Source organism: Amycolatopsis coloradensis, from assembly GCF_037997115.1.
GTDB classification, from domain to species: Bacteria; Actinomycetota; Actinomycetes; order Mycobacteriales; family Pseudonocardiaceae; genus Amycolatopsis; species Amycolatopsis coloradensis_A.
The window spans coordinates 6918158-6936187 of the sequence record NZ_CP150484.1; the positions used below are offsets into that span (position 1 = coordinate 6918158).

Annotated in this window: 18 protein-coding genes; 13 read left to right on the forward strand and 5 right to left on the reverse strand. The window is 70.6% G+C overall.

The window, feature by feature from the left end; translation table 11 throughout:
- Nucleotides 1-22 precede the first annotated feature (22 nt).
- The 9 genes from LCL61_RS32120 (at nucleotide 23) to LCL61_RS32160 (ending at nucleotide 7211) form a co-directional block, all read left to right on the forward strand.
- Complete coding sequence (locus LCL61_RS32120) at nucleotides 23-709, forward strand: TVP38/TMEM64 family protein (RefSeq protein WP_340683217.1); 687 nt, start codon at nucleotides 23-25, stop codon at nucleotides 707-709.
- Between the two features lie 166 nt (nucleotides 710-875).
- The gene (locus LCL61_RS32125; RefSeq protein ID WP_340688732.1) at nucleotides 876-2480 is read left to right on the forward strand and encodes a serine/threonine-protein kinase; all 1605 of its coding nucleotides are present in this window, start codon (nucleotides 876-878) and stop codon (nucleotides 2478-2480) included.
- Nucleotides 2481-2560: 80 nt separating this feature from the next.
- Nucleotides 2561-2866 (forward strand): hypothetical protein, encoded by a 306-nt coding sequence (locus tag LCL61_RS32130; protein WP_038515722.1) that lies wholly within the window; start codon nucleotides 2561-2563, stop codon nucleotides 2864-2866.
- A gap of 19 nt (nucleotides 2867-2885) precedes the next feature.
- On the forward strand, nucleotides 2886-3308 hold the full coding sequence (gene msrB / locus LCL61_RS32135) for a peptide-methionine (R)-S-oxide reductase MsrB (RefSeq protein WP_007033524.1): 423 nt from the start codon (nucleotides 2886-2888) through the stop codon (nucleotides 3306-3308).
- Between the two features lie 75 nt (nucleotides 3309-3383).
- Nucleotides 3384-4271 carry a TIGR04222 domain-containing membrane protein gene (locus LCL61_RS32140; protein ID WP_340683218.1) on the forward strand — a complete coding sequence of 296 codons (888 nt, stop codon included), beginning with the start codon at nucleotides 3384-3386 and terminating at the stop codon, nucleotides 4269-4271.
- On the forward strand, nucleotides 4264-5055 hold the full coding sequence (locus LCL61_RS32145) for a TIGR04222 domain-containing membrane protein (RefSeq protein ID WP_340683219.1): 792 nt from the start codon (nucleotides 4264-4266) through the stop codon (nucleotides 5053-5055). The genes LCL61_RS32140 and LCL61_RS32145 overlap by 8 nt, the downstream gene beginning before the upstream one ends.
- Nucleotides 5056-5135: 80 nt before the next feature.
- Nucleotides 5136-6065 (forward strand): TIGR04222 domain-containing membrane protein, encoded by a 930-nt coding sequence (locus LCL61_RS32150; protein ID WP_340683220.1) that lies wholly within the window; start codon nucleotides 5136-5138, stop codon nucleotides 6063-6065.
- Nucleotides 6055-6870, forward strand: coding sequence for a DUF692 domain-containing protein (locus LCL61_RS32155; protein ID WP_340683221.1), 816 nt, complete (start codon nucleotides 6055-6057; stop codon nucleotides 6868-6870). The genes LCL61_RS32150 and LCL61_RS32155 overlap by 11 nt, the downstream gene beginning before the upstream one ends.
- Nucleotides 6867-7211, forward strand: coding sequence for a hypothetical protein (locus LCL61_RS32160; protein ID WP_340683222.1), 345 nt, complete (start codon nucleotides 6867-6869; stop codon nucleotides 7209-7211). Before LCL61_RS32155 ends, LCL61_RS32160 begins: the two co-directional genes overlap by 4 nt.
- A gap of 17 nt (nucleotides 7212-7228) precedes the next feature.
- Here LCL61_RS32160 and LCL61_RS32165 read toward each other — a convergent pair whose 3' ends face one another.
- From LCL61_RS32165 to hemE, 4 genes are read right to left on the reverse strand one after another with little or no spacing between them, the layout of a single operon-like run.
- Nucleotides 7229-8575: a CoA transferase gene (locus LCL61_RS32165; RefSeq protein WP_340683223.1), complete on the reverse strand. Its 1347-nt coding sequence runs from the start codon at nucleotides 8573-8575 to the stop codon at nucleotides 7229-7231.
- A complete protein-coding gene (gene hemQ, locus LCL61_RS32170) occupies nucleotides 8575-9267 on the reverse strand; it encodes a hydrogen peroxide-dependent heme synthase (protein ID WP_016332997.1) in 693 nt (230 codons plus the stop codon). Before hemQ ends, LCL61_RS32165 begins: the two co-directional genes overlap by 1 nt.
- 25 nt (nucleotides 9268-9292) lie before the next feature.
- Complete coding sequence (gene hemG / locus LCL61_RS32175) at nucleotides 9293-10672, reverse strand: protoporphyrinogen oxidase (RefSeq protein ID WP_340683224.1); 1380 nt, start codon at nucleotides 10670-10672, stop codon at nucleotides 9293-9295.
- Nucleotides 10669-11739: a uroporphyrinogen decarboxylase gene (gene hemE, locus LCL61_RS32180; RefSeq protein ID WP_340683225.1), complete on the reverse strand. Its 1071-nt coding sequence runs from the start codon at nucleotides 11737-11739 to the stop codon at nucleotides 10669-10671. The genes hemG and hemE overlap by 4 nt, the downstream gene beginning before the upstream one ends.
- A gap of 88 nt (nucleotides 11740-11827) precedes the next feature.
- Here hemE and LCL61_RS32185 point away from each other — a divergent pair, with 88 nt between their 5' ends.
- From LCL61_RS32185 to LCL61_RS32195, 3 genes are all read left to right on the forward strand, one after another.
- Nucleotides 11828-12391 (forward strand): DUF3000 domain-containing protein, encoded by a 564-nt coding sequence (locus LCL61_RS32185; RefSeq protein WP_340683226.1) that lies wholly within the window; start codon nucleotides 11828-11830, stop codon nucleotides 12389-12391.
- A gap of 1204 nt (nucleotides 12392-13595) precedes the next feature.
- The gene (locus LCL61_RS32190; RefSeq protein WP_034318331.1) at nucleotides 13596-14312 is read left to right on the forward strand and encodes a response regulator transcription factor; all 717 of its coding nucleotides are present in this window, start codon (nucleotides 13596-13598) and stop codon (nucleotides 14310-14312) included.
- Nucleotides 14313-14380: 68 nt separating this feature from the next.
- The gene (locus tag LCL61_RS32195) at nucleotides 14381-15646 is read left to right on the forward strand and encodes a ribonuclease D (RefSeq protein WP_340683227.1); all 1266 of its coding nucleotides are present in this window, start codon (nucleotides 14381-14383) and stop codon (nucleotides 15644-15646) included.
- A gap of 82 nt (nucleotides 15647-15728) precedes the next feature.
- On the opposite strand, the gene LCL61_RS32200 is transcribed toward LCL61_RS32195, so the two are convergent.
- Nucleotides 15729-16385 carry a helix-turn-helix domain-containing protein gene (locus LCL61_RS32200; RefSeq protein ID WP_340683228.1) on the reverse strand — a complete coding sequence of 219 codons (657 nt, stop codon included), beginning with the start codon at nucleotides 16383-16385 and terminating at the stop codon, nucleotides 15729-15731.
- 177 nt (nucleotides 16386-16562) lie between these two features.
- Between LCL61_RS32200 and LCL61_RS32205 the strand changes: the two genes are divergently transcribed.
- The gene (locus tag LCL61_RS32205) at nucleotides 16563-18029 is read left to right on the forward strand and encodes an amino acid permease (RefSeq protein ID WP_340683229.1); all 1467 of its coding nucleotides are present in this window, start codon (nucleotides 16563-16565) and stop codon (nucleotides 18027-18029) included.
- Nucleotide 18030: the final 1 nt, after the last annotated feature.

The following is an 18030-nucleotide window of genomic DNA, read 5'->3' on the forward strand; positions in this document are numbered from 1 at the left end:
CGGACACGGTACGGTTGACGTGGTGTCCGGCCGTACCAGATTAATCCTCGCGCTCACCGTGTTCGCCGTGTTCGTGGCGGCGGCGGTGCTGTTGCCGATCCCGAGTCCGGCCGGGCTGCGGGCTTGGGCGGCCGAGACCGGTCCGGCCACCCCGTTGGTGTTCTTCCTGGCCTATTCGGTGCTGACCGTGGCGCCGATCCCGCGCACCGTGTTCAACCTGGCCGGCGGGCTGCTGCTCGGCGCCACGACGGGCATCGTCGTCGGCATCCTGGCGACCACGGTCGCGTCCGCGCTCTCGTTCGCTCTTTCGAGGGCACTCGGCCGCGATCTGGTCACCCGGCACCTGCACCGGGCGAAGGTCCGCGCGGTCAACGAGAGGCTTTCGGACGGCGGGGTCCTGGCGATCACCTCCTTACGGCTGATCCCGATGGTGCCGTTCGCTCCGTTCAGTTACCTGTGCGGAGTGTCATCGGTCCGTTTCGCCCCGTATCTGATCGGGACCGCGCTCGGCAGCCTGCCGGGGACGGTCGCGGTCGTCGTCCTCGGCGACGCGCTGACCGGGGAAACACCGCCCGCCCTGCTGATCTGTTACGCCGTGTTCGCCGCGGCGGGGGCCATCGGGCTCGTCAAGGTCTTCCGGCGCAAAGCCCGGCCGGTGCCCGATTCGAGCGAGGAAGAAGAATTGCCCGCCTCCGCACCGGCGAGCTGACGGGGAGCCGAAACCGCCGCCCGCTACACTCGATCGAGTGCGCGGGACCTGTCAGGCCGCGTAGCGCCACCATCACCCGGAGAACGTGTCAGGAGCAGTCGCCATCGACACCGGTCAGCTGATCGCTGGGCACTATCGCCTGGTCGAGCAAATTGGTAGCGGTGCCATGGGGGTGGTCTGGCGTGCCATCGATGTCCGCCTCGAGCGCTCGGTGGCGGTCAAGCAGATCCTCCCGCAGCCGGGTGTCTCCGAGGCCGAACGCGACAACATGCGCCAGCGCGCCATGCGCGAGGCGAAGAACGCGGCCCGCTTCCAGCATCCGAACGCGATCGTGGTGTTCGACATCGCCGAGCACGGCGGCGATCCCTGCCTGGTGATGGAGTACCTGAACGGCCCGAGCCTCTCGGCGATCATCTCCGAGGAAGGCACGCTGCCGCTGGGGCGCGTCGCGAAGATCGGCGAGCAGGTCGCGTCGGCGCTGGTCGCCGCGCACCGCGCCGGGATCGTGCACCGCGACGTCAAACCCGGGAACATCCTGATCGACGAGTCCGGCACGGCGAAGATCACCGACTTCGGCATTTCGCGCGCGGCCGGCGACATGACGCTCACCCAGACCGGCCTGATCGGCGGCACCCCGGCGTATCTCGCGCCCGAGCTGGCGCGCGGCTCGGACCCGGTGCCCAGCTCCGACGTCTTCGCGCTCGGCGCGACGCTGTACCAGGCGATCGAGGGCCAGACCCCGTACGGGAACAGCTCGAACCAGCTGGCGCTGCTGTACGCGGCCGCGAACGGCCAGATCAACCCGCCGCAGCAGGCGGGTCCCGCGACGGCGCTGCTGATGAGCCTCCTGCGCACCGAGCCGACCGAGCGCCCGACCATGGCCGAGGCCCGGGAGCGCCTCGCCGCGCTGGCGGCGAACGAATCCGACGCGGGCACGGCGGCGTCGCCCCGGCTCTTCGGAGCGGGCGGCGGCAGACAGCCGGCCGTGCCCGACACCCCGGGACACGGCCTTCCGGGCGGAGACCGGCCGCCGTGGCAGCGGACCGACAAACCGGCCCAGTCCGCCGCGGCGCCTCCGCCGCAACCCACCAAGACCCACCCGCCGACGGCCGCCTTCATCCCGATGCGCTCGCCGTCCGCACCGCCGAACACGCCGCCGCGCCCGGTCGCCGCGATGAGCCCGCCGCCGTCCGCGGCCGCCCCGATGCGGCCGTCGCCGGCCAAGCAGCCCGACGCCAAGCGCAAGGCCGTCCTGTTCGCGGGCGCCGGTGCCGCCGTCGTGGTGATCGCCGTGATCGTGTTCCTGGTGCTGAATTCGGGCAACGGGGGCAACACCCCGGGCGGGAACAACGCCGGGGCGAACCCGCAGCCCAGCACCTCGGCGCCCAAGTCGAGCGGCTCCAAGAGCAGCGCACCCTCGTCGTCCGCGTCGTCGAGCGGCGGCAAGATCGAGTACCGGCCTGCGGGGGAACGTGTTGTTGACTTTTACAGCAAGGCAGGCACGCCGGAAGGCTGGGCGATGCTCACTCCGGACGCCCAGGCCGTCTATGGCGACCAGGGGAAGTACCAGGAGTACTGGGCGACGAAGCAGCTGAGCAGCTACAAGGGTGCCAATGCCAACAAAGGCAACAACGCCGACGGCTCGGTCGACATCACCATCAACCTCACGTTCAAATCCGGCGGCTCCGAGGCGAAGACCGTCCGCGTCATCGACGATGGTGGCGGTCAGCTGCTGATCGCCGGAGACACCCGCAGCGCGCAGGGCAACTAGCAGCAATCGGTGCGTGGCGGTGATGAGACCCGCCTCGCTGGTGGTAGGCCAATCGCCGATCGTGGCTTACTGTTGCCGGTATGGCCGATAGCGGACCTTTCGGACCTCGCCAGAATCCTCGCTTCCAGGAAGACCTGGTAGGCCTCGACCCGCACGACCCCGAGGCCCGGGCCTTCGCCGAGCATCTGGACCGCATCGAACGTTGCGGACCGAACTTCACCGTGGAGGCCTGCCTCGACGGTGTCTCCGATTTCGCCGACTCCAGCAACCGTCTCGGCGGGCTGCGCTGGTGGGTTTCGGCACTGGTCGTGGTCCTCATCGTGCTCGGCGTGATGGTCACCGCATGGGACATCATCGGCCGGGCCATCGCGTGGCTCGCGGGGTAACGTGGAACCGGTGAAAGGCATGAAACCCGTTGTCGGAGCCACGCCGCGCGTGGTCAAGTCCGAGCAGGAATGGCGGGAGCAGCTCAGCCCCGACGAGTACGCCGTGCTCCGCCAGGCGGGCACCGAGCGCCCCTTCACCGGGGAGTACACCGACACCAAGACCACCGGTGTGTACCAGTGCCGAGCCTGTGGTGCCGAACTGTTCCGCAGCGACACGAAATTCGAAAGCCATTGCGGCTGGCCGTCCTTCTACGACCCGGCCGACACCGACGCAGTCCTCCTCCGCGAGGACACCACGATGGGGATGCGCCGGATCGAGGTGCTGTGCAAGTCGTGCCACAGCCACCTCGGGCACGTCTTCGAAGGCGAGGGCTACGCCACGCCGACGGATCAGCGGTACTGCATCAACTCGATCTCGCTGAAACTCGTTCCCGAGTCGTAACCGAACGAAGCGAACCACCGCCCTTTCCGACGCGTTCCCGGATTACAGGAACAGCGTCGGGGAGGGCGGTGTCGCATGAACGAACCTTGGGGAATCTCCGGACCGGCTTTCGCCTGGCTGTACGGGGTCTGTGCCCTACTGCCGGTCGTGCTCGCCGTGGCGCACGAACGGTGGCTGCGTCGTGACACCGGGGCCAGGGCGGTGCCCGGCCTCTACCCCCTGGCCGCGCTGGCGGACGGCGCGGATCGGGTCACCGACACCGCCGTCGCCGGTCTGCTCGAACGGAACTTCCTGCGGCCCGACGGCCGGGGCCTCCTGCACCCGATCAGGCCGGTCCCGGCCGATCCGTTCGAGCGCGCGGTCGTCTCGCTCGTGCCCGGCAACGGAATCGACCTTCGCGAGCTGCGCTCCAGGATGGCCCGGCACGAGGCCGTCCGGGAACTGCGTGCCGATCTGGAGCGGCGGGGCCTGCTCGTTCCCGAAACCCGTCGCCGGAGGGGCTGGCAGTACGCGATCGCCGCGTACGTGGCCGTCTTCGCGCTGGGGATCGCGAGGCTGGCGAACGCCATACCGCTGAAGCGGCCGGCCGGCGCCCTCGTCGTCCTGGTCATCGTCGTGGCAGGCGCGATCGGCCTGGTCGTGTGGCGGCAACGGCCGGACCGCACGGGCCGGGCGACGGCCGCCGGTGGCCTGGCACTCCACTACGGCGACTGGGACCGCGGGCTGGGGCGCACCACGGCCGGGCAGGTGGCCCTCCACGGGTTGCGGGCCTTCCCCGACCAGGTCGTCGCGGCCACGTTGACCAAGACCGGCGGCACGAAGGCCGGCGTGTTCGCCCGCACGGCGAGTACCTGCGGCGGTGGCGCGTCGTACGCCGTAGGTTCGTCGTGCGGCGGTGGAGCGTCGTCCTGCGGCGGGGGTTCTTCCTGTGGTGGTGGCGGCGGAGGTGGTTGCGGTGGCTGAACAGATCGTGGTCGTGCTCGGGGTGCTTCCACTCCTCGTGGCGCTGGCGGGTACCCGATGGCTGCGGAATCGACCTCACGGCGGGGAACCGTTACGGACGATCCATCAGGTCGCCTACCTCGCCGGCGGCCCCGACCGGGTCACGGACACGGCCGTCGCGGCCGCTCTCGAACGGCAGGTGGTCCGCCTCGACAAGGCCGGCGTCCTGCGCCGGTCTTCCGCCCGGCCCGCCGATCCGTTCGCGTTCGCGGTGTCCGAGGCGCTGCCGAAGGTGGGGATCGGGAGGGTGCGCGGTCCGCTGCGCGCGTCGGAACCGATGCGCTCACTGCGGGCGGAACTGCTCGCCGACGGACTGGCCTTGCCGGAAGGCCGCCTGCACCTCGTCTGGCGTGCGGCCCTTCTCGCGCAACTCGTGCTCGTCGTGCTGGGAATGGCGATGCTTCTCCGGGCCGTCGTGGTCACCGGGCAGGCCGCGCTGCTCGCCGGGAGCTCGCTGATCGTCGCGACGACGGCATTCGCCGTCACCCTCTGCCTCGATCGGGCACACCGCGAGACGTGGACGACGAAAGCGGGCGAGCTGGCGCTTTCCCGGGCGCGCGAGGACCCAGGGCTCGTCACCGGAGTGACGGGCGCGGTGGCGCTGGGCGGTCTCGCCGCGCATCCGGATCGACGGCTCACGCGGAGCCTGCTCCTGACGCCATCTCGCGCCCGCGACCGAACCACGGTCACCGCCTGCGGCTCCTATGACGGTCCAACGACCGTCGTGGACGATTCGCCCGGCTGACCGACTGGTTCGCGGAACCACGACCGAACGGAAAAGCGTCCGACTACGGTAAGCCCACCTGCTCGCGAAAGGCTCGTGCGATGGAAGACACCTGGGGTATACCCGGACCCACGTTCCTGGCGATCTATGGCGCCCTGCTGGTGTTCCCGCTGGCCGTCGGTCTCGTGTGGACGATCGCGGTCAAGCTCGGTGCCAAGGCACCGCGCGCCACCGTGACCGGACCCGAGCCGACGGTGTACGAACTCGCCTATCTCGCGGGCGGACCGGACCGGGTGGTCGACACGGCCATCGCGGCACTGGTCGACCGCGGGACCTTGCGGGTCAGCAGCTCGAAGCAGCTCCAGCTCACCGGCCCCGAGCCCGCCGACCCGATCGAAAAGGCCGTCGCCAAGGGCGCCAAGCCGGGGTACAACGCCACGACCCGCGGCATCCGCGACCGGTTGCGGCTGTCGGGCCCGATGCAGGCCCTCGCCAAAGGGCTGGAGGAGCGAGGACTCGTCGTCGCGGACCGGTCACCCCGGATCCGCCAGGTCGTGTTCTTCCTGTACTTCGCCGTGCTCGTGCTCGGTGTCGTCCGCCTGATCGCCGGGATCTCCGGCGACCGTCCCGTCGGTTTCCTCATCCCGCTGCTGATCGCGGCAGTGTTCGCGACGCTGATCGCCCGCGCGCTCAAGGACAAGCGGTCGGGCCCGCGCCCGACCAGCGAGGGCGGCCGGATCCTCCACCGGGCCAGGTCCGCCCACGGACGGGAGCGCAAGCGCGGCATCCCGAACGGGCCGGAGTACGCCGGCATGGCCGGTGGCGCGCTGCTGGGCGGCGCCGCCGCGGCGGTCGCGTTCGGCGGCCTCGCCTACTACCCGGACGAAGAACTGAGTGCCGCCCTGATCCCGCCTCCGGTCTCCGGTGGTTTCGGCGGCGGTTCGTCCGGCGGCGGCTCCTCGTGCAGCAGCAGCTCCGGTGGCAGTTCCTGCGGTGGGGGCGGTGGCTGCGGTGGCGGCTGTGGCGGCTGACGGGCCGGGCAGGCTCGGGATCGGCATCGGCTGGCGGCACGAGCTGGACCTGTCGATCGCACGGCTGCCCGGCGTCGACTGGGTCGAGGTCGTCGCCGAGAACCTGCACGCCGGGCATCTGCCGGAGACCCTGGTCGCTTTGCGCGACAAGGGAATGCCGGTTCTGCCGCACGCGGTGTCGCTCTCGCTGGGCGGGGCCGAACCGCTGGACACCGCGCGCGTCGAGCATCTCGCGGAGGTCACTCGCGAGCTCGGCGCGCCGATGGCCAGCGACCACGTGTGCTTCGTGCGCGCGGGCGGCCTCGACTCGGGTCATCTGATGCCGCTTCCCCGCACCCGGGAAGCGCTCGACGTGCTGGTGGACAACGTCAAACTCGCCCAGTCCATCGTGGAGGCCCCGTTCGCGCTGGAGAACATCGCGGCGGTGCTGGACTGGCCGGACGCGGAGTTCACCGAGTCGGAGTTCCTGCGGGAGCTCACCGACCGGACCGGCTGCCTGCTGATCATCGACGTCGCCAACCTGTACGCCAACGCCCGCAACCTCGGCACCGATCCCGAACGGTTCCTCGACGAGATCCCGTGGGAGCGGCTGGCGTACACGCATATGGCGGGCGGTGTCGAACGCGACGGCGTCTATCACGACACGCACGCTCATCCGGTGGTCCCGGAGGTGCTGGACCTGCTGCGCGAACTGCGGCGCCGCACCGAGCCGCCGGGTGTCCTGCTGGAGCGCGACGACGACTACCCGTCCGACACGGAACTGGCGGCCGAGCTGGCCGCGCTGAGGGAAGCGGTCTCGCCGTGACGTCGCCCCGGGAGCGGCTCGCCTCCCAGCAGGCCGAACTGCTGAAGGCGCTCCTCGCGGGAGGCGACGCCCCGGCGGGCTTCGACGCGGACAGGCTCCGTATCGAGGCGAACGTCTTGCGGAACAAGCAGAGCAGGCTGGTCACCTACTTGCGCCCGGATCTCGCCGAGGCCCTCGGCGACCGGTTCGCCGCGCTGTTCCGCGAGTACGCGACGAGCCATCCGAAGACCGACGCGATCCGCGCGCGGGCCTACGCGGACGCTTTCGGCGCTTGGCTCGTGGACCGCGGCGAGGTACCCAAGCCCCGGGGCCGGTTCACGAGCTGGCTACGCCGCGTTTAGTCCTCTGAATGCGGTCTTCACCAGACCGGACGGTCGCTTCCGGGCACGTGCGTCGCTTCCGTCCACTGTGGATTCGAGCCCGGCAGCGTGCCCGCCATCTTGACCCTGGTGACCCGGCCGAGCTGGCTGTCGGCCTCTTCGAGCCATTCGCCGCCGTCGAAGCCGGTGGGCCCGGATTCCTTGCGCCCCAAAGAGTTCAGCCACTCCCCGGTCCCGGCGAGCGAGGTCCGGACATGTTGACTGCCGCCCTCGGTGGCCGCACGGCGGACGGCGGTCATGATCGCCGCCGCGGTGAGCCAGCCGGTCGCGTGGTCGAGCGCCTGCACCGGAAGCGGTCCCGGGCCGTCGAGCCCGGCCGTCCTGCCGCCCTCGTCGGCGATCCCCGACGCCATCTGCACCAGGCTGTCGAACCCGCGCCTGCGCGCCCAAGGCCCTTCCCAGCCGTAGGCCGACAGGTCCGCGACGACGATGCCCGGCCGGAGCTCGGCGATCGCTTCCGGCGAGAAACCCTTGGCCACCAGCGATCCCGGCCGGAAACCCTGCAGAACGACGTCCGCGCGGGCGATCAGCTTGCGCAGCCGCGAGCGCCCGGCTTCGGTCTCCAGGTCGACGTACGCCGAGAGCTTGCCCATCCCGGTGTCGACGGCCAGCGGCGGCACGGTCGGCAGCTGGGCCGACCCGATGTGCATGACGGTGGCGCCGTGCGCGGCGAGCACGCGGCCCGCGACCGGTCCGGCGATGACGTGGGTCAGGTCCAGGATCCGCACCCCGCCCAGCGGCCGGTCGGACTCGAACAGCCGCACCGGTTCCGACGGCCCGAGCGGCCGGATCTCGGCGACCGGCAACGCCGACGCCGCCTGCCCTTGCTTGTGCGCCAGCCACTCTTCGCGAGAGCGCAGCACAGCGGCCGCGCCGCCGGCGCCGATCACCGCCGACTCGACCTCGTACTTCGACTTGGCCGCGACGACCTTCTCGAACGCCGCCCGGGTCGCGGGCACGCCCAGGCCCCAGCACACGGCGGAGACGTGACGCGGGTAGTTGCAGTGCAGCCGCACCCAGCCGTCGTTCGCCCGGTAGTCGCCGGACAGCGGCGCGCTGAACTGCACCGGTTCCCCGTCGACGCGGATGTACTGCTCGCTGTGGAACGACGCGGCGGCGTGCCGGGTGTCGACCGAGACCTTGCCCGGCTCGATTCCCCGCAGCCGCAACAGTTCCCCGGCGGCCAGCGTCGCCGCGGCGATACTCGTCGCCGCCGCCTCCTCGACCCGGAAGGTGCCGGGCAGCACCGACTCGGGGCCGGTGATCTCGACTGCGTCTTCGGCGAGGGTGTCGCCGGTGAGCGTGGTCCAGACGCGGGTGTCCACTAGGGCAGCAGGGCGATCAGCTCGGCGGGGGCCACCTTCGTCCCGGTGTAGAACGGGATCTCCTCGCGCACGTGGAGCCGCGCCTCGGTGCCGCGCAGATGCCGCATCAGGTCGACGATGCGGTGCAGCTCGTCGGCCTCGAAGGCCAGGATCCACTCGTAGTCGCCCAGCGCGAACGACGCGACCGTGTTGGCGCGGACGTCCGGGTAGTCGCGGGCCTCCTTGCCGTGGTCGGCGAGCATCTTGCGGCGCTCGTCGTCCGGCAGCAGGTACCACTCGTAGGAGCGCACGAACGGGTAGACGCAGATGAACTTGCGGGCCTCTTCGCCGGCGAGGAACGCCGGGATGTGACTCTTGTTGAACTCCGCCGGGCGGTGCAGCGCGACCTGGCTCCACACCGGCGCCGACGCGCGGCCGAGCGGCGTGTGCCGGAAGCCGCTGTACGCCGCCTGGACCTGCTCGATCTCCTCGGCGTGCCACCAGATCATGTAGTCGGCGTCGGCGCGCAGCCCCGAAAGGTCGTAGACACCGCGGACGACGACGCCCTTCGCCTCCAGCGCGTCGAGGTACTCGGTGGTCTCCGCGGTCGCCTTCGCGCGGTCTTCGCCGAGCTTGCCCTGCTCGGCCCGGAAGACCGACCAGGCGGTGTAGCGGATGGTGTCATTGAGCTCGTTGTAGTTCAGCCGCGCCATACCGCCATCTTGGCACTGCCGGTGCTCAAGAGCCCTCGTGGGTCGGTGTGATCCCGGCGATGCGGCGGGCGGCCGCGTCGGCGGTGGCGATGCAGGCCGGGATCCCGACGCCGTGCAGCGTCGCGCCCGCCACGGCGAGGCCAGGGACGCCGGCGACGGCACGTTCGATCCGCTCGACGCGTACGAGGTGCCCGGTGCCGTACTGCGGGAGCCCGCCGCCCCATCGGGTCACGAGGGTGTCGATCGGCTCGGCGGTGACACCGGTCAGCCGGGCCAGGTCGTCACGGACCACGCGCACGAGTTCGTCGTCGTCGGCGTGCAGCGCGCCCGGTTCGCCGAAGCGGCCGACCGAGCCACGCACCAGCACCGGGCCTTCGCCGTACTGCGCCCACTTGCGGGAGGAGAAGGTGAACGCCTTGGCGGCGAACGGCTTCCCGGCGGCGTCCCGCTCCCCGGCGCCGATCAGGACCCCGGACGACTCCGGCAGCGCGGTTCCCGGCGGGAGCGCGAGCGCGACCACCGCCATCGACGCGAGTTCGACCTTGGCGAACACCGACGAGGCCACTCCTGCGACACCGTCGAGCAGCCGCCGCGCCGAAGGCGCCGGGACGGCGAGAAGGACGGCGTCGGCGTCGAGGTCATCGACCCTCCAGCCGTCGGCGGTGCGCTCGAGCGCCGTCACGGTGGTTCCGGTACGGACCTCGGCGCGGGCCAGCTCCGCGAGCCGCACGATCAGCGTTCCGAGGCCGCCCAGCAGAGTGCCGAAGACCGGCGCCGTACTCGGTGAGGCGGGCATGAGCGAGGCGGCGCCTTCGGTGAGCGAGCGCGCGCCGCGATCGATCGCGGACGCGAGACCGGGCATGGTCGCGCGCAGGCCGAGCCCGTCCGCTCCCCCGGCGTAGACCCCGCCGAGCAGCGGATCGACGAGCCGGTCGACCAGTTCGTCACCGAACCGCTCGCGCAGCAGCGGGCCGAGCGGCACATCCTCCGCGGGCAATTCCAGCGGAGACAGCGACGCCTCGGCCTCGACCAGCGCGCGGCCCTTCTCCGACAGCACCCCGGCGACCGCGTCGGCCGAGGCGGGAACGCCCATGACCGTGCCCGGTGGCAGACCGAGCACGGAGCCACCGGCGTGGATCTTGGCGCGGGCCTTGGTGGGATGGACGAGGCTTTCGCCCAGCCCGACCTCGCGGACCAGGGCGAGCCCTTCGGGACGGCGGGCGAGGAACGCCTCCGCTCCGACGTCGTAGCGCTCACCGGCGAGTTCGACCGTGCGGAGTTTCCCGCCGAGTGAGCCTGTCGCCTCGAAGACGACGATCCGGGCATCTTCACCGAGCAGCGTCCGCAGCCGGTAAGCCGCGGTCAGTCCCGAGATACCGCCACCGACGACGGCGATGGTGCTCATTGAAGCTCGTGCACCAGCCCGACCACGCGCGTCAGAACGTCCGGGTCGACGCCGGGCAGCACGCCGTGGCCGAGGTTGAAGATGTGGCCGTCGGCCGCGCGGCCCTCGGCGTGGATGCGCCGGACCTCGGCTTCGAGCACCGGCCAGGACGCGTGCAGCAGCGCCGGGTCGAGGTTGCCCTGGACGACACCGCCGCCGAGCCGCCGGACGGCTTCGTCGAGCGGGATCCGCCAGTCGACACCGACCACGTCGGCACCCGCGTCGCGCATGGCCACCAGCAGCTCGCCGGTGCCGACGCCGAAGTGGATCCGGGGCACGCCGTAGCCCGCGACCGCGGACAGGACCTTCGCCGAATGCGGCAGGACGAACTCGCGGTAGTCCCGCTCCGAGAGCGCGCCCGCCCACGAGTCGAACAGCTGGATCGCGTCGGCCCCGGCGTCGAGCTGCGCGGAGAGGAAGGTGATCGCCATGTCCGCGAGACGCCCGGCCAGCTCGTGCCACAGCTCCGGCTCGGAGTGCATGAGTGCCTTGGTGTGCTCGTGATTGCGGCTCGGCCCGCCCTCGATGAGGTACGAGGCCAGGGTGAACGGCGCGCCCGCGAACCCGATCAGCGGCGTCTCGCCCAGCGACCCGACCAGCAGCCGGACCCCTTCGGCGACCCGCTCCACCTGCTCCGGTTCCAGCACCGGCAGCGCGCGCACGCCCGCGGCGTCGCGGATCGGCTCGGCGACGACCGGGCCGGTGCCCGCGACGATGTCGATGTCGAGGCCCGCCGCCTTGAGCGGGACGACGATGTCGCTGAAGAGGATGGCCGCGTCGACGCCGTGACGGCGGATCGGCTGGAGCGTGATCTCGGCGAGCATCTCGGGGTCGAAGCAGGCGTCGAACATCGAGGTGCCCTCACGCAGCGCCCGGTACTCGGGCAGCGACCGGCCCGCCTGGCGCATGAACCACACGGGGGTATGGGCCGGGCGTTCGCCGCGCGCGGCGGCCAGGAACGGCGCACCGGGCAGGGCGCGACGGGCCGTGGGGACGGTCTGCGCGGGAGAAGCGACTGAAGGAGACATCACGGTTCATGGTGCCATGTGCGCTCGGAGGCCTTACTCTCGGCGCGCCTGCGCCCCGAACCGGACGATCGCGTCTTACAGTCGGTTGGTGACCGCGATGACGTCAGCACCCGATCTCTTCCGTGAAGCCGTCGCGGCGTTGCAATCGGTCCGGCCCCGCCCCGAAGTGCAGCTGGAGACGATGCGCCCGCCGCAGCGCCTCGCCCCGTGGTCCTACGCGGTGAGCTGCGAAGTGGAAGGGCCGGCGGACGTGCTGGCGTCGGGACGGCTGGTGCTGCTGCACGATCCGGAGGGCCAGGAAGGCTGGGACGGGGTCCTGCGGCTGGTCATGTACGTGCGCGCGGAACTCGACCGGGAACTGGCGACCGATCCCTTCCTGCCCGCCGTGGGCTGGTCGTGGCTGACCGACGCGCTGGAGAGCTCCGGCGCGGACTGGACGGCGCTGGGCGGCACGGTCACCGAGACGTCGTCGGCCCGCTTCGGCGACATCTCCGGGCCCGCGCGCACCGACGATCTGGAACTCCGGGCGTCCTGGACCCCGACGGACGCCGCGCTGCGGCCGCACGGGCAGGCGTTCTGCCAGGTTATGGCGAGCGTCGTTGGGCTGCCGCCGGTCGGCGTGACCCTCTTCGAGCAGCGTCAGTCCTCCTGAGCCGCTTCGCGCGGGCGCCGCGCTCGGGTCGTTAGAGGCCGGGGCTTAGTAGCACCACCAGCCACAACGACAGCGCGTGAAGGCCCCTTCCTCAGTACAAGACGGACCTCTTCCTTGCGCCTAAATACAGGAAGGGGCCTTCATGCACTGGGACCTCCCTGACATCAGGCAAGACACGACGCAGTACCCGCGAGAGGGGCTCGCCAGAACGACCGGGATCACCCAGGAGCCCTCGTCGCGCCGGTGCTCCCGAACCCGGCGGCAAGTCCGTGAAGTCCTCCTTGAGGGGACTCTCGGTCCCTCAAGGAGCCTTCACGGACTTGCGACACCCCTCGGCATCAGTCCCGACACGCCGGATCCCAGCAATCGAGACATAGCATTTGGGTTATTTTGCGATTTCCGGCCACCTAGCGGCGCTAGGAAAACTAGCGTCACTAAAGGTCCCTTGCTTCCACCCGGTCCGGGCGTTGCGCGGGTTCGGGGAGCTCCTCGGCGGCCCGCACCCGGGNGATCTTACCCTCAAGGTAGGGAAGGAGGCCTTCACGGACAGCCGCGACGCTCACGGAGGCTGCGCAAAGCGCCCAGGGGTTCCTCGACTGCTCCGCCCGCGGGCCCTCAGAGCGTCTGTACGCCACTAAGCCGCGCTTCGGAGCCATTTGGACCAGACCGGCTCCGACCAGCGAGGAGCCGGTCACTCAGAGGTCTGGACCACCCCGTTCGTGCTAACGCGGCCGTCACCGTCCGCAACAAGATCAAACCCGATCGCGAGCACTCCGAGACGCTTCCGGAGCGTTACCATCATCGTCACTGAGCGAAGCGATCATGGCGCTCCGCAAAGTTGATCAAGCCCCATGCCGGAGGCGGTTTCCGGCCCCCGCCGCACCGCTCGCCGAGGCGCCCTGGCAGAGGCACCGGCAGGTGCACGGCCCATCTGCACAGTCGGTCGAGCCCCGGTAACTCAAGTCCATCGTGTTCTTTCGGCGATGTGTTAGCCACCGGCTGTGTACTAGCCCGATCGTGTTACGACGAACTCCCTGAGTGACTACTCGTTTGAGATAGATACCCATTCGATCCCCCCGCGAAGGCCTCAGGGCGGCTACAGTGCCATCGACGACACCACTTTCGGTCTAAAGCTGGCGCGGCTAAACGGCCGAAAGTCCCGGTGCCGGTCGGGGGGCACGACCGACTCCAGGGAGGTAGTGACGTGGCTACCGTCGGCATTTCTCAGGCCGTCCGATCCACGCCAGCCGGTTCATTGCCGGCGAGCATGGTTCCGCACCCGCGGGAAGAGCTTTTTTCCGTGTTGGTGGTCGATGACCACCCGCTGTTGAGGGAGGCAATCTCAGCAAGACTCGCACAGATGGGTGCGGGCACCGTCCACGAGGCCGCCACGGTGGCCGAGGCGAGGGCGCGAGCACAGGCCACCGGGCCTTGTGACCTGGCGATCCTCGATCTCGGACTGCCGGATGGCAGCGGCATCGAGCTGGTTACGGAACTCCGTAGCCACGGCTGGCCTCGAGTAGTGGTGCTCGCTTCATCAGACGACCCGTACGCGGTCAGGTCGGCGTTCCAGGCCGGCGCCCAGGCATACCTGCTCAAGTCGGCATCGCCGGTCGTAGTGACCGACGGCGTCCGCAGGGTGCTCGAGGGCGGCGTCTACGCGGACCCGAGCGTCGCACCGGTCCTGGCCACCGGCACCCGGGTCGCCGGCACCGACAACACCCCGCGCGAGCTTTCGGCGCGCGAGGTCGAGGTGCTGCAGCTCGTGGCCGACGGCCAGAGCAACAAGGAGATCGGCGAGGAACTCAGCCTCTCCGCTCTCACGGTGAAGTCTCACCTCTCCCGCATCGGGCGCAAGCTCGGCACGGGTGACCGGGCTCAGATGGTGGCGCTGGCCATGCGTGCCGGCGTGATCCGCTGACAAAGGCGAACAGCCCTGCGGGGCGGGCGGACCAGGCGCGGCCCGCTCGTCCCGTAGGGTCTTCACCTATGGAAGGCGACCGACCCGGAGAACCGCAGACGGACCCGAAGACCGGCACCGACGACACCGGTGGACCGGTCCTCCTGCGGGAGCCCGCCGAGGGCACTCCCCCGGTGATCGCCGACGCGACCGCCCTCGCAGAAGCCTGCGCGAAGATCGCGGGCGGCAGCGGGGCCATCGCCGTGGACACCGAACGCGCGTCCGGCTACCGATACTGGCCCAAGGCCTATCTCGTGCAGCTGCGCCGCGAAGGTGCCGGCTCCTTCCTCATCGACCCCATTCCGCTCGAAGGGCAGCTCGAACCCCTCGCGGAAGTGCTCAACAACGCCGAATGGGTGCTGCACGCGGCCTCTCAGGACCTGCCGTGTCTCGCCGAACTCGACCTGCACCCGAAGAGCCTCTTCGACACCGAACTCGCCGGACGGCTCGCCGGGTACGAACGGGTCGCCCTCGGCACCCTCGTCGAGCTCCTCCTCGGCTACCAGCTGGAGAAGGGCCACAGCGCCGCCGACTGGTCGAAGCGCCCGCTTCCCGTCGACTGGCTGAACTACGCCGCCCTCGACGTCGAGCTGCTCATCGAGCTGAGAGAGAAGCTCGAAGCCGACTTGGCCGCCCAGGGCAAGCTCGAATGGGCCCAGCAGGAATTCGAGGCCGTCCGCACCGCGCCGCCGCCGGCCCCTCGGGCCGAGCCGTGGCGCCGGACGTCCGGCGTGCACAAGATCCGCAGCGCCCGCGGCCTCGCCGCCGTGCGCGAACTGTGGCAGGCGCGGGACGAACTCGCCCGCAAACGCGACCGCGCGCCGAGCCGGATCCTGCCCGACAGCGCGATCATCAACGCCGTCACCGCGGACCCGAAGACCGTCGACCAGCTGCAGGCGCTGCCGGTGTTCAGCGGCCGGGTCCAGCGCAAGTACACCGCGAGCTGGCTGCGGCATCTGCAGGCCGCCCGCGCGCTCCCCGCCGACGAGCTGCCGACCCCCGCGCAGCAGACCGACGGACCGCCGCCGGTGAACCGGTGGTCGGACAAGGATCCCGACGCCGCCGCCCGGCTTTCGGCGGCCCGCGCGGCGCTGTCCGCGATCGCGGAGGACCGGCGGCTCCCGGTGGAGAACCTGCTGCTGCCGGAGCTGGTGCGGCGCACCTGCTGGCGTCCGCCCGCGGACCTGAGCGAGGATTCGGTCGCCCAGGTCCTCCGCGACGGCGGTGCCCGGCCTTGGCAGGTCGAGCTGACGGTGGCGGTGCTGAGCAAGGCGCTCCACGCCACCCCCGCCTGACCCTGAGAGCTGAAGGACGCCTTCGCCGCATCTCACGCGGCGAAGGACGCTTTCGTCTCGTCACATGCGGGGAAAGTCCCCTTCAGCCCTCCAGCAGCGCCCGCGCGGCTCCGCGCAGCGCGGCGTCCGGTTCCCCGAGACCGGCGAGCCTCAGCACGCCGTCGGCCCCTTCGACGGCGTGCGCCTCGACGTCCAGGTCCGGCTGGTCACGCCGGACGATCGCGATGCTCTCGACGAGCCCGAACACCAGGTCGGTCCGGATCCCCTGGAGAGCGGCCGTGACGCCCGCCGCCGCGACGAGCGAGCCGTAGACGCGTTTGAGCTCCGCCCGCTCGGCCCGGAATCGCGCCAGCCGCGGCGACGAGATCTCCGGCAGCAAGTACAGGGCGCCCAGGTTGTGCCGCGCGCTGCCGAGCAAGTGGATGTCCGCGTAGGCCAGCGCCCACAGCCGCGTGCCGACCGGCGCGAGCTTGGCCGAAAGACCGCCCGCGACGTCCAGTGACGGCCGGACGGTGTCCTCCAGCAGCGCCGCGAGAATGTCCTCTTTGGACGGAAAGTGGTAGTAGAGCGACGCCTGGCGCAGTCCGGCGCGTTCGGCGATGGCCCGCGTGGTCGTCGCCGCGTACCCGGCGCCGGTGAACAGCTCTCCCGCCGCGTCCAAGACGGCGAACCGCGCCTCCCGTTTGCTCGCGGCGGCGCCGCTGGCTCTCGGCCTGCCCACCCCGGTCGTTTTCGTCATCTATCCGATCCTGCCATTTCTCCGCGAAGATCTTTGTTACGTCCGGCGGTCGGCCCAGGTTACCGAATCCGGTATCTGTTAACACCGCGCTTACCCGGCGGAGATCGGAAGGATCCCGCACGCGCTTAATTTCGGTCAGCCGATCGAAATCCGGCCCTTGAGACAGGAGCCTCCGCAATGCCTTCCGAGGACCTTTCCGCCTTCGGGTACCGCCAAGAACTTCGCCGGACACTGGGCGGTTTCTCCGCCTTCGCCGCCGGTTTCTCCTTCGTTTCCATCCTGACCACGGTGTTCCAGCTGTTCGCCTTCGGCTATTCCTTCGGCGACACGCTCTTCTTCTGGACATGGCCGCTGGTGATCGCCGGGCAATTGCTCGTCGCGCTCAACTTCGCCGAACTCGCGGCCCGATTCCCGCTGGCCGGATCGGTTTACCAGTGGGCGAAACACCTCTCCCCCGGATTCGCGGGGTGGCTCGCCGGCTGGATGATGCTGGTGGGCTGCGTCGTGGCGCTCGCCGGGGCCGCGATCGCGTTGCAGGTCGTCCTCCCGTCGGTCTGGAGCGGGTTCCAGCTCGTCGGCGGGGATCCGGCGATCACCTCCCCGACCGGCGCCAGCAACGCGGTCCTGCTCGGCACCCTGCTGATCGTTCTCACCACCGCGATCAACGCGGGCGGTGTGCGGCTGATGGCGCGGATCAACGACGTCGGGGTCGCGGCCGAACTCGTCGGCGTCCTCGTGCTGATCGCCGGTCTCGCGCTGTTCGCCGTCCGCGGCCCGCAGGTCGTGCTCCAGCCCGCGGGCGAAAGCCCGGGAGCCGGCGGCGTTCTCGCTTCGGCACTGATGGCCGCGTACGTTCTGTACGGTTTCGACACCGCCGCCTCCGTCGCCGAAGAGACCAAGGACGCCCGCCGCATCGCCCCGCGCGCCGTGCTTCGCGCGCTGTTGATCTCCGGGGTCGGCGGCCTCGCCGTCGTCGTCACCGCGCTGATGGCGGCACCGAGCCTGACCGACGGGCAACTGGCCGGGAAAGGCCTGCCGTACGTGATCACGGCCGTCTTCGGCGACACACTCGGCCGGGTCTTCCTCGCCGACGTCGCGATCGCGGTCGTCGTCTGCACGCTGACCATACAGACCGGCACCGTCCGGCTGATCTACTCGATGGCCCGCGACGGCGCGCTCCCCGGCGCCAGGAGGCTTTCCGCGGTCAACGCCCGCACCGGTACGCCGATCGCGCCCGCGGTGCTTTCCGGGGTGCTCGCCATGGGGCTCCTGCTGCTGAATCTGGGGAATCCGACGATCTTCAGCACCATCACCGGCACGTCGGTGGTCGTGGTCTACCTGGCCTATCTCCTGGTGACCGGACCACTGCTGATCCGGCGCCGTCAAGGGCGTTTCACCGCCGAACCCGGCCATTTCTCCCTGGGACGATGGGCTATTCCGGTCAACATCGCGGCAGTAGGGTACGGCGCGATGATGATCGTCAACATCGCTTGGCCACGAGCCGAGATCTACGACCTGGCGGGCACCGGTTCCGTCTGGGTCCTGTTGTTCCCGATCGAGTTCGTCGGCGCCGCGCTGCTCACCGGCTACCTCTGCTGGCGCCGCCGCTCCGCGCTCACCACGGTTCCCGTCCCCGCGACCTGAA

Excerpts from the sequence above, each read along its gene's own strand:
- LCL61_RS32125 (WP_340688732.1), top strand. The coding sequence starts at position 876 with ATGGGGGTGGTCTGGCGTGCCATCGATGTCCGCCTCGAGCGCTCGGTG.
- LCL61_RS32130 (WP_038515722.1), top strand. The coding sequence starts at position 2,561 with ATGGCCGATAGCGGACCTTTCGGACCTCGCCAGAATCCTCGCTTCCAG.
- msrB (WP_007033524.1), top strand. The coding sequence starts at position 2,886 with ATGAAACCCGTTGTCGGAGCCACGCCGCGCGTGGTCAAGTCCGAGCAG.
- LCL61_RS32140 (WP_340683218.1), top strand. The coding sequence starts at position 3,384 with ATGAACGAACCTTGGGGAATCTCCGGACCGGCTTTCGCCTGGCTGTAC.
- LCL61_RS32150 (WP_340683220.1), top strand. The coding sequence starts at position 5,136 with ATGGAAGACACCTGGGGTATACCCGGACCCACGTTCCTGGCGATCTAT.
- hemQ (WP_016332997.1), bottom strand. The coding sequence starts at position 9,267 with ATGGCGCGGCTGAACTACAACGAGCTCAATGACACCATCCGCTACACC.
- hemG (WP_340683224.1), bottom strand. The coding sequence starts at position 10,672 with ATGAGCACCATCGCCGTCGTCGGTGGCGGTATCTCGGGACTGACCGCG.
- hemE (WP_340683225.1), bottom strand. The coding sequence starts at position 11,739 with ATGTCTCCTTCAGTCGCTTCTCCCGCGCAGACCGTCCCCACGGCCCGT.
- LCL61_RS32195 (WP_340683227.1), top strand. The coding sequence starts at position 14,381 with ATGGAAGGCGACCGACCCGGAGAACCGCAGACGGACCCGAAGACCGGC.
- LCL61_RS32200 (WP_340683228.1), bottom strand. The coding sequence starts at position 16,385 with ATGACGAAAACGACCGGGGTGGGCAGGCCGAGAGCCAGCGGCGCCGCC.
- LCL61_RS32205 (WP_340683229.1), top strand. The coding sequence starts at position 16,563 with ATGCCTTCCGAGGACCTTTCCGCCTTCGGGTACCGCCAAGAACTTCGC.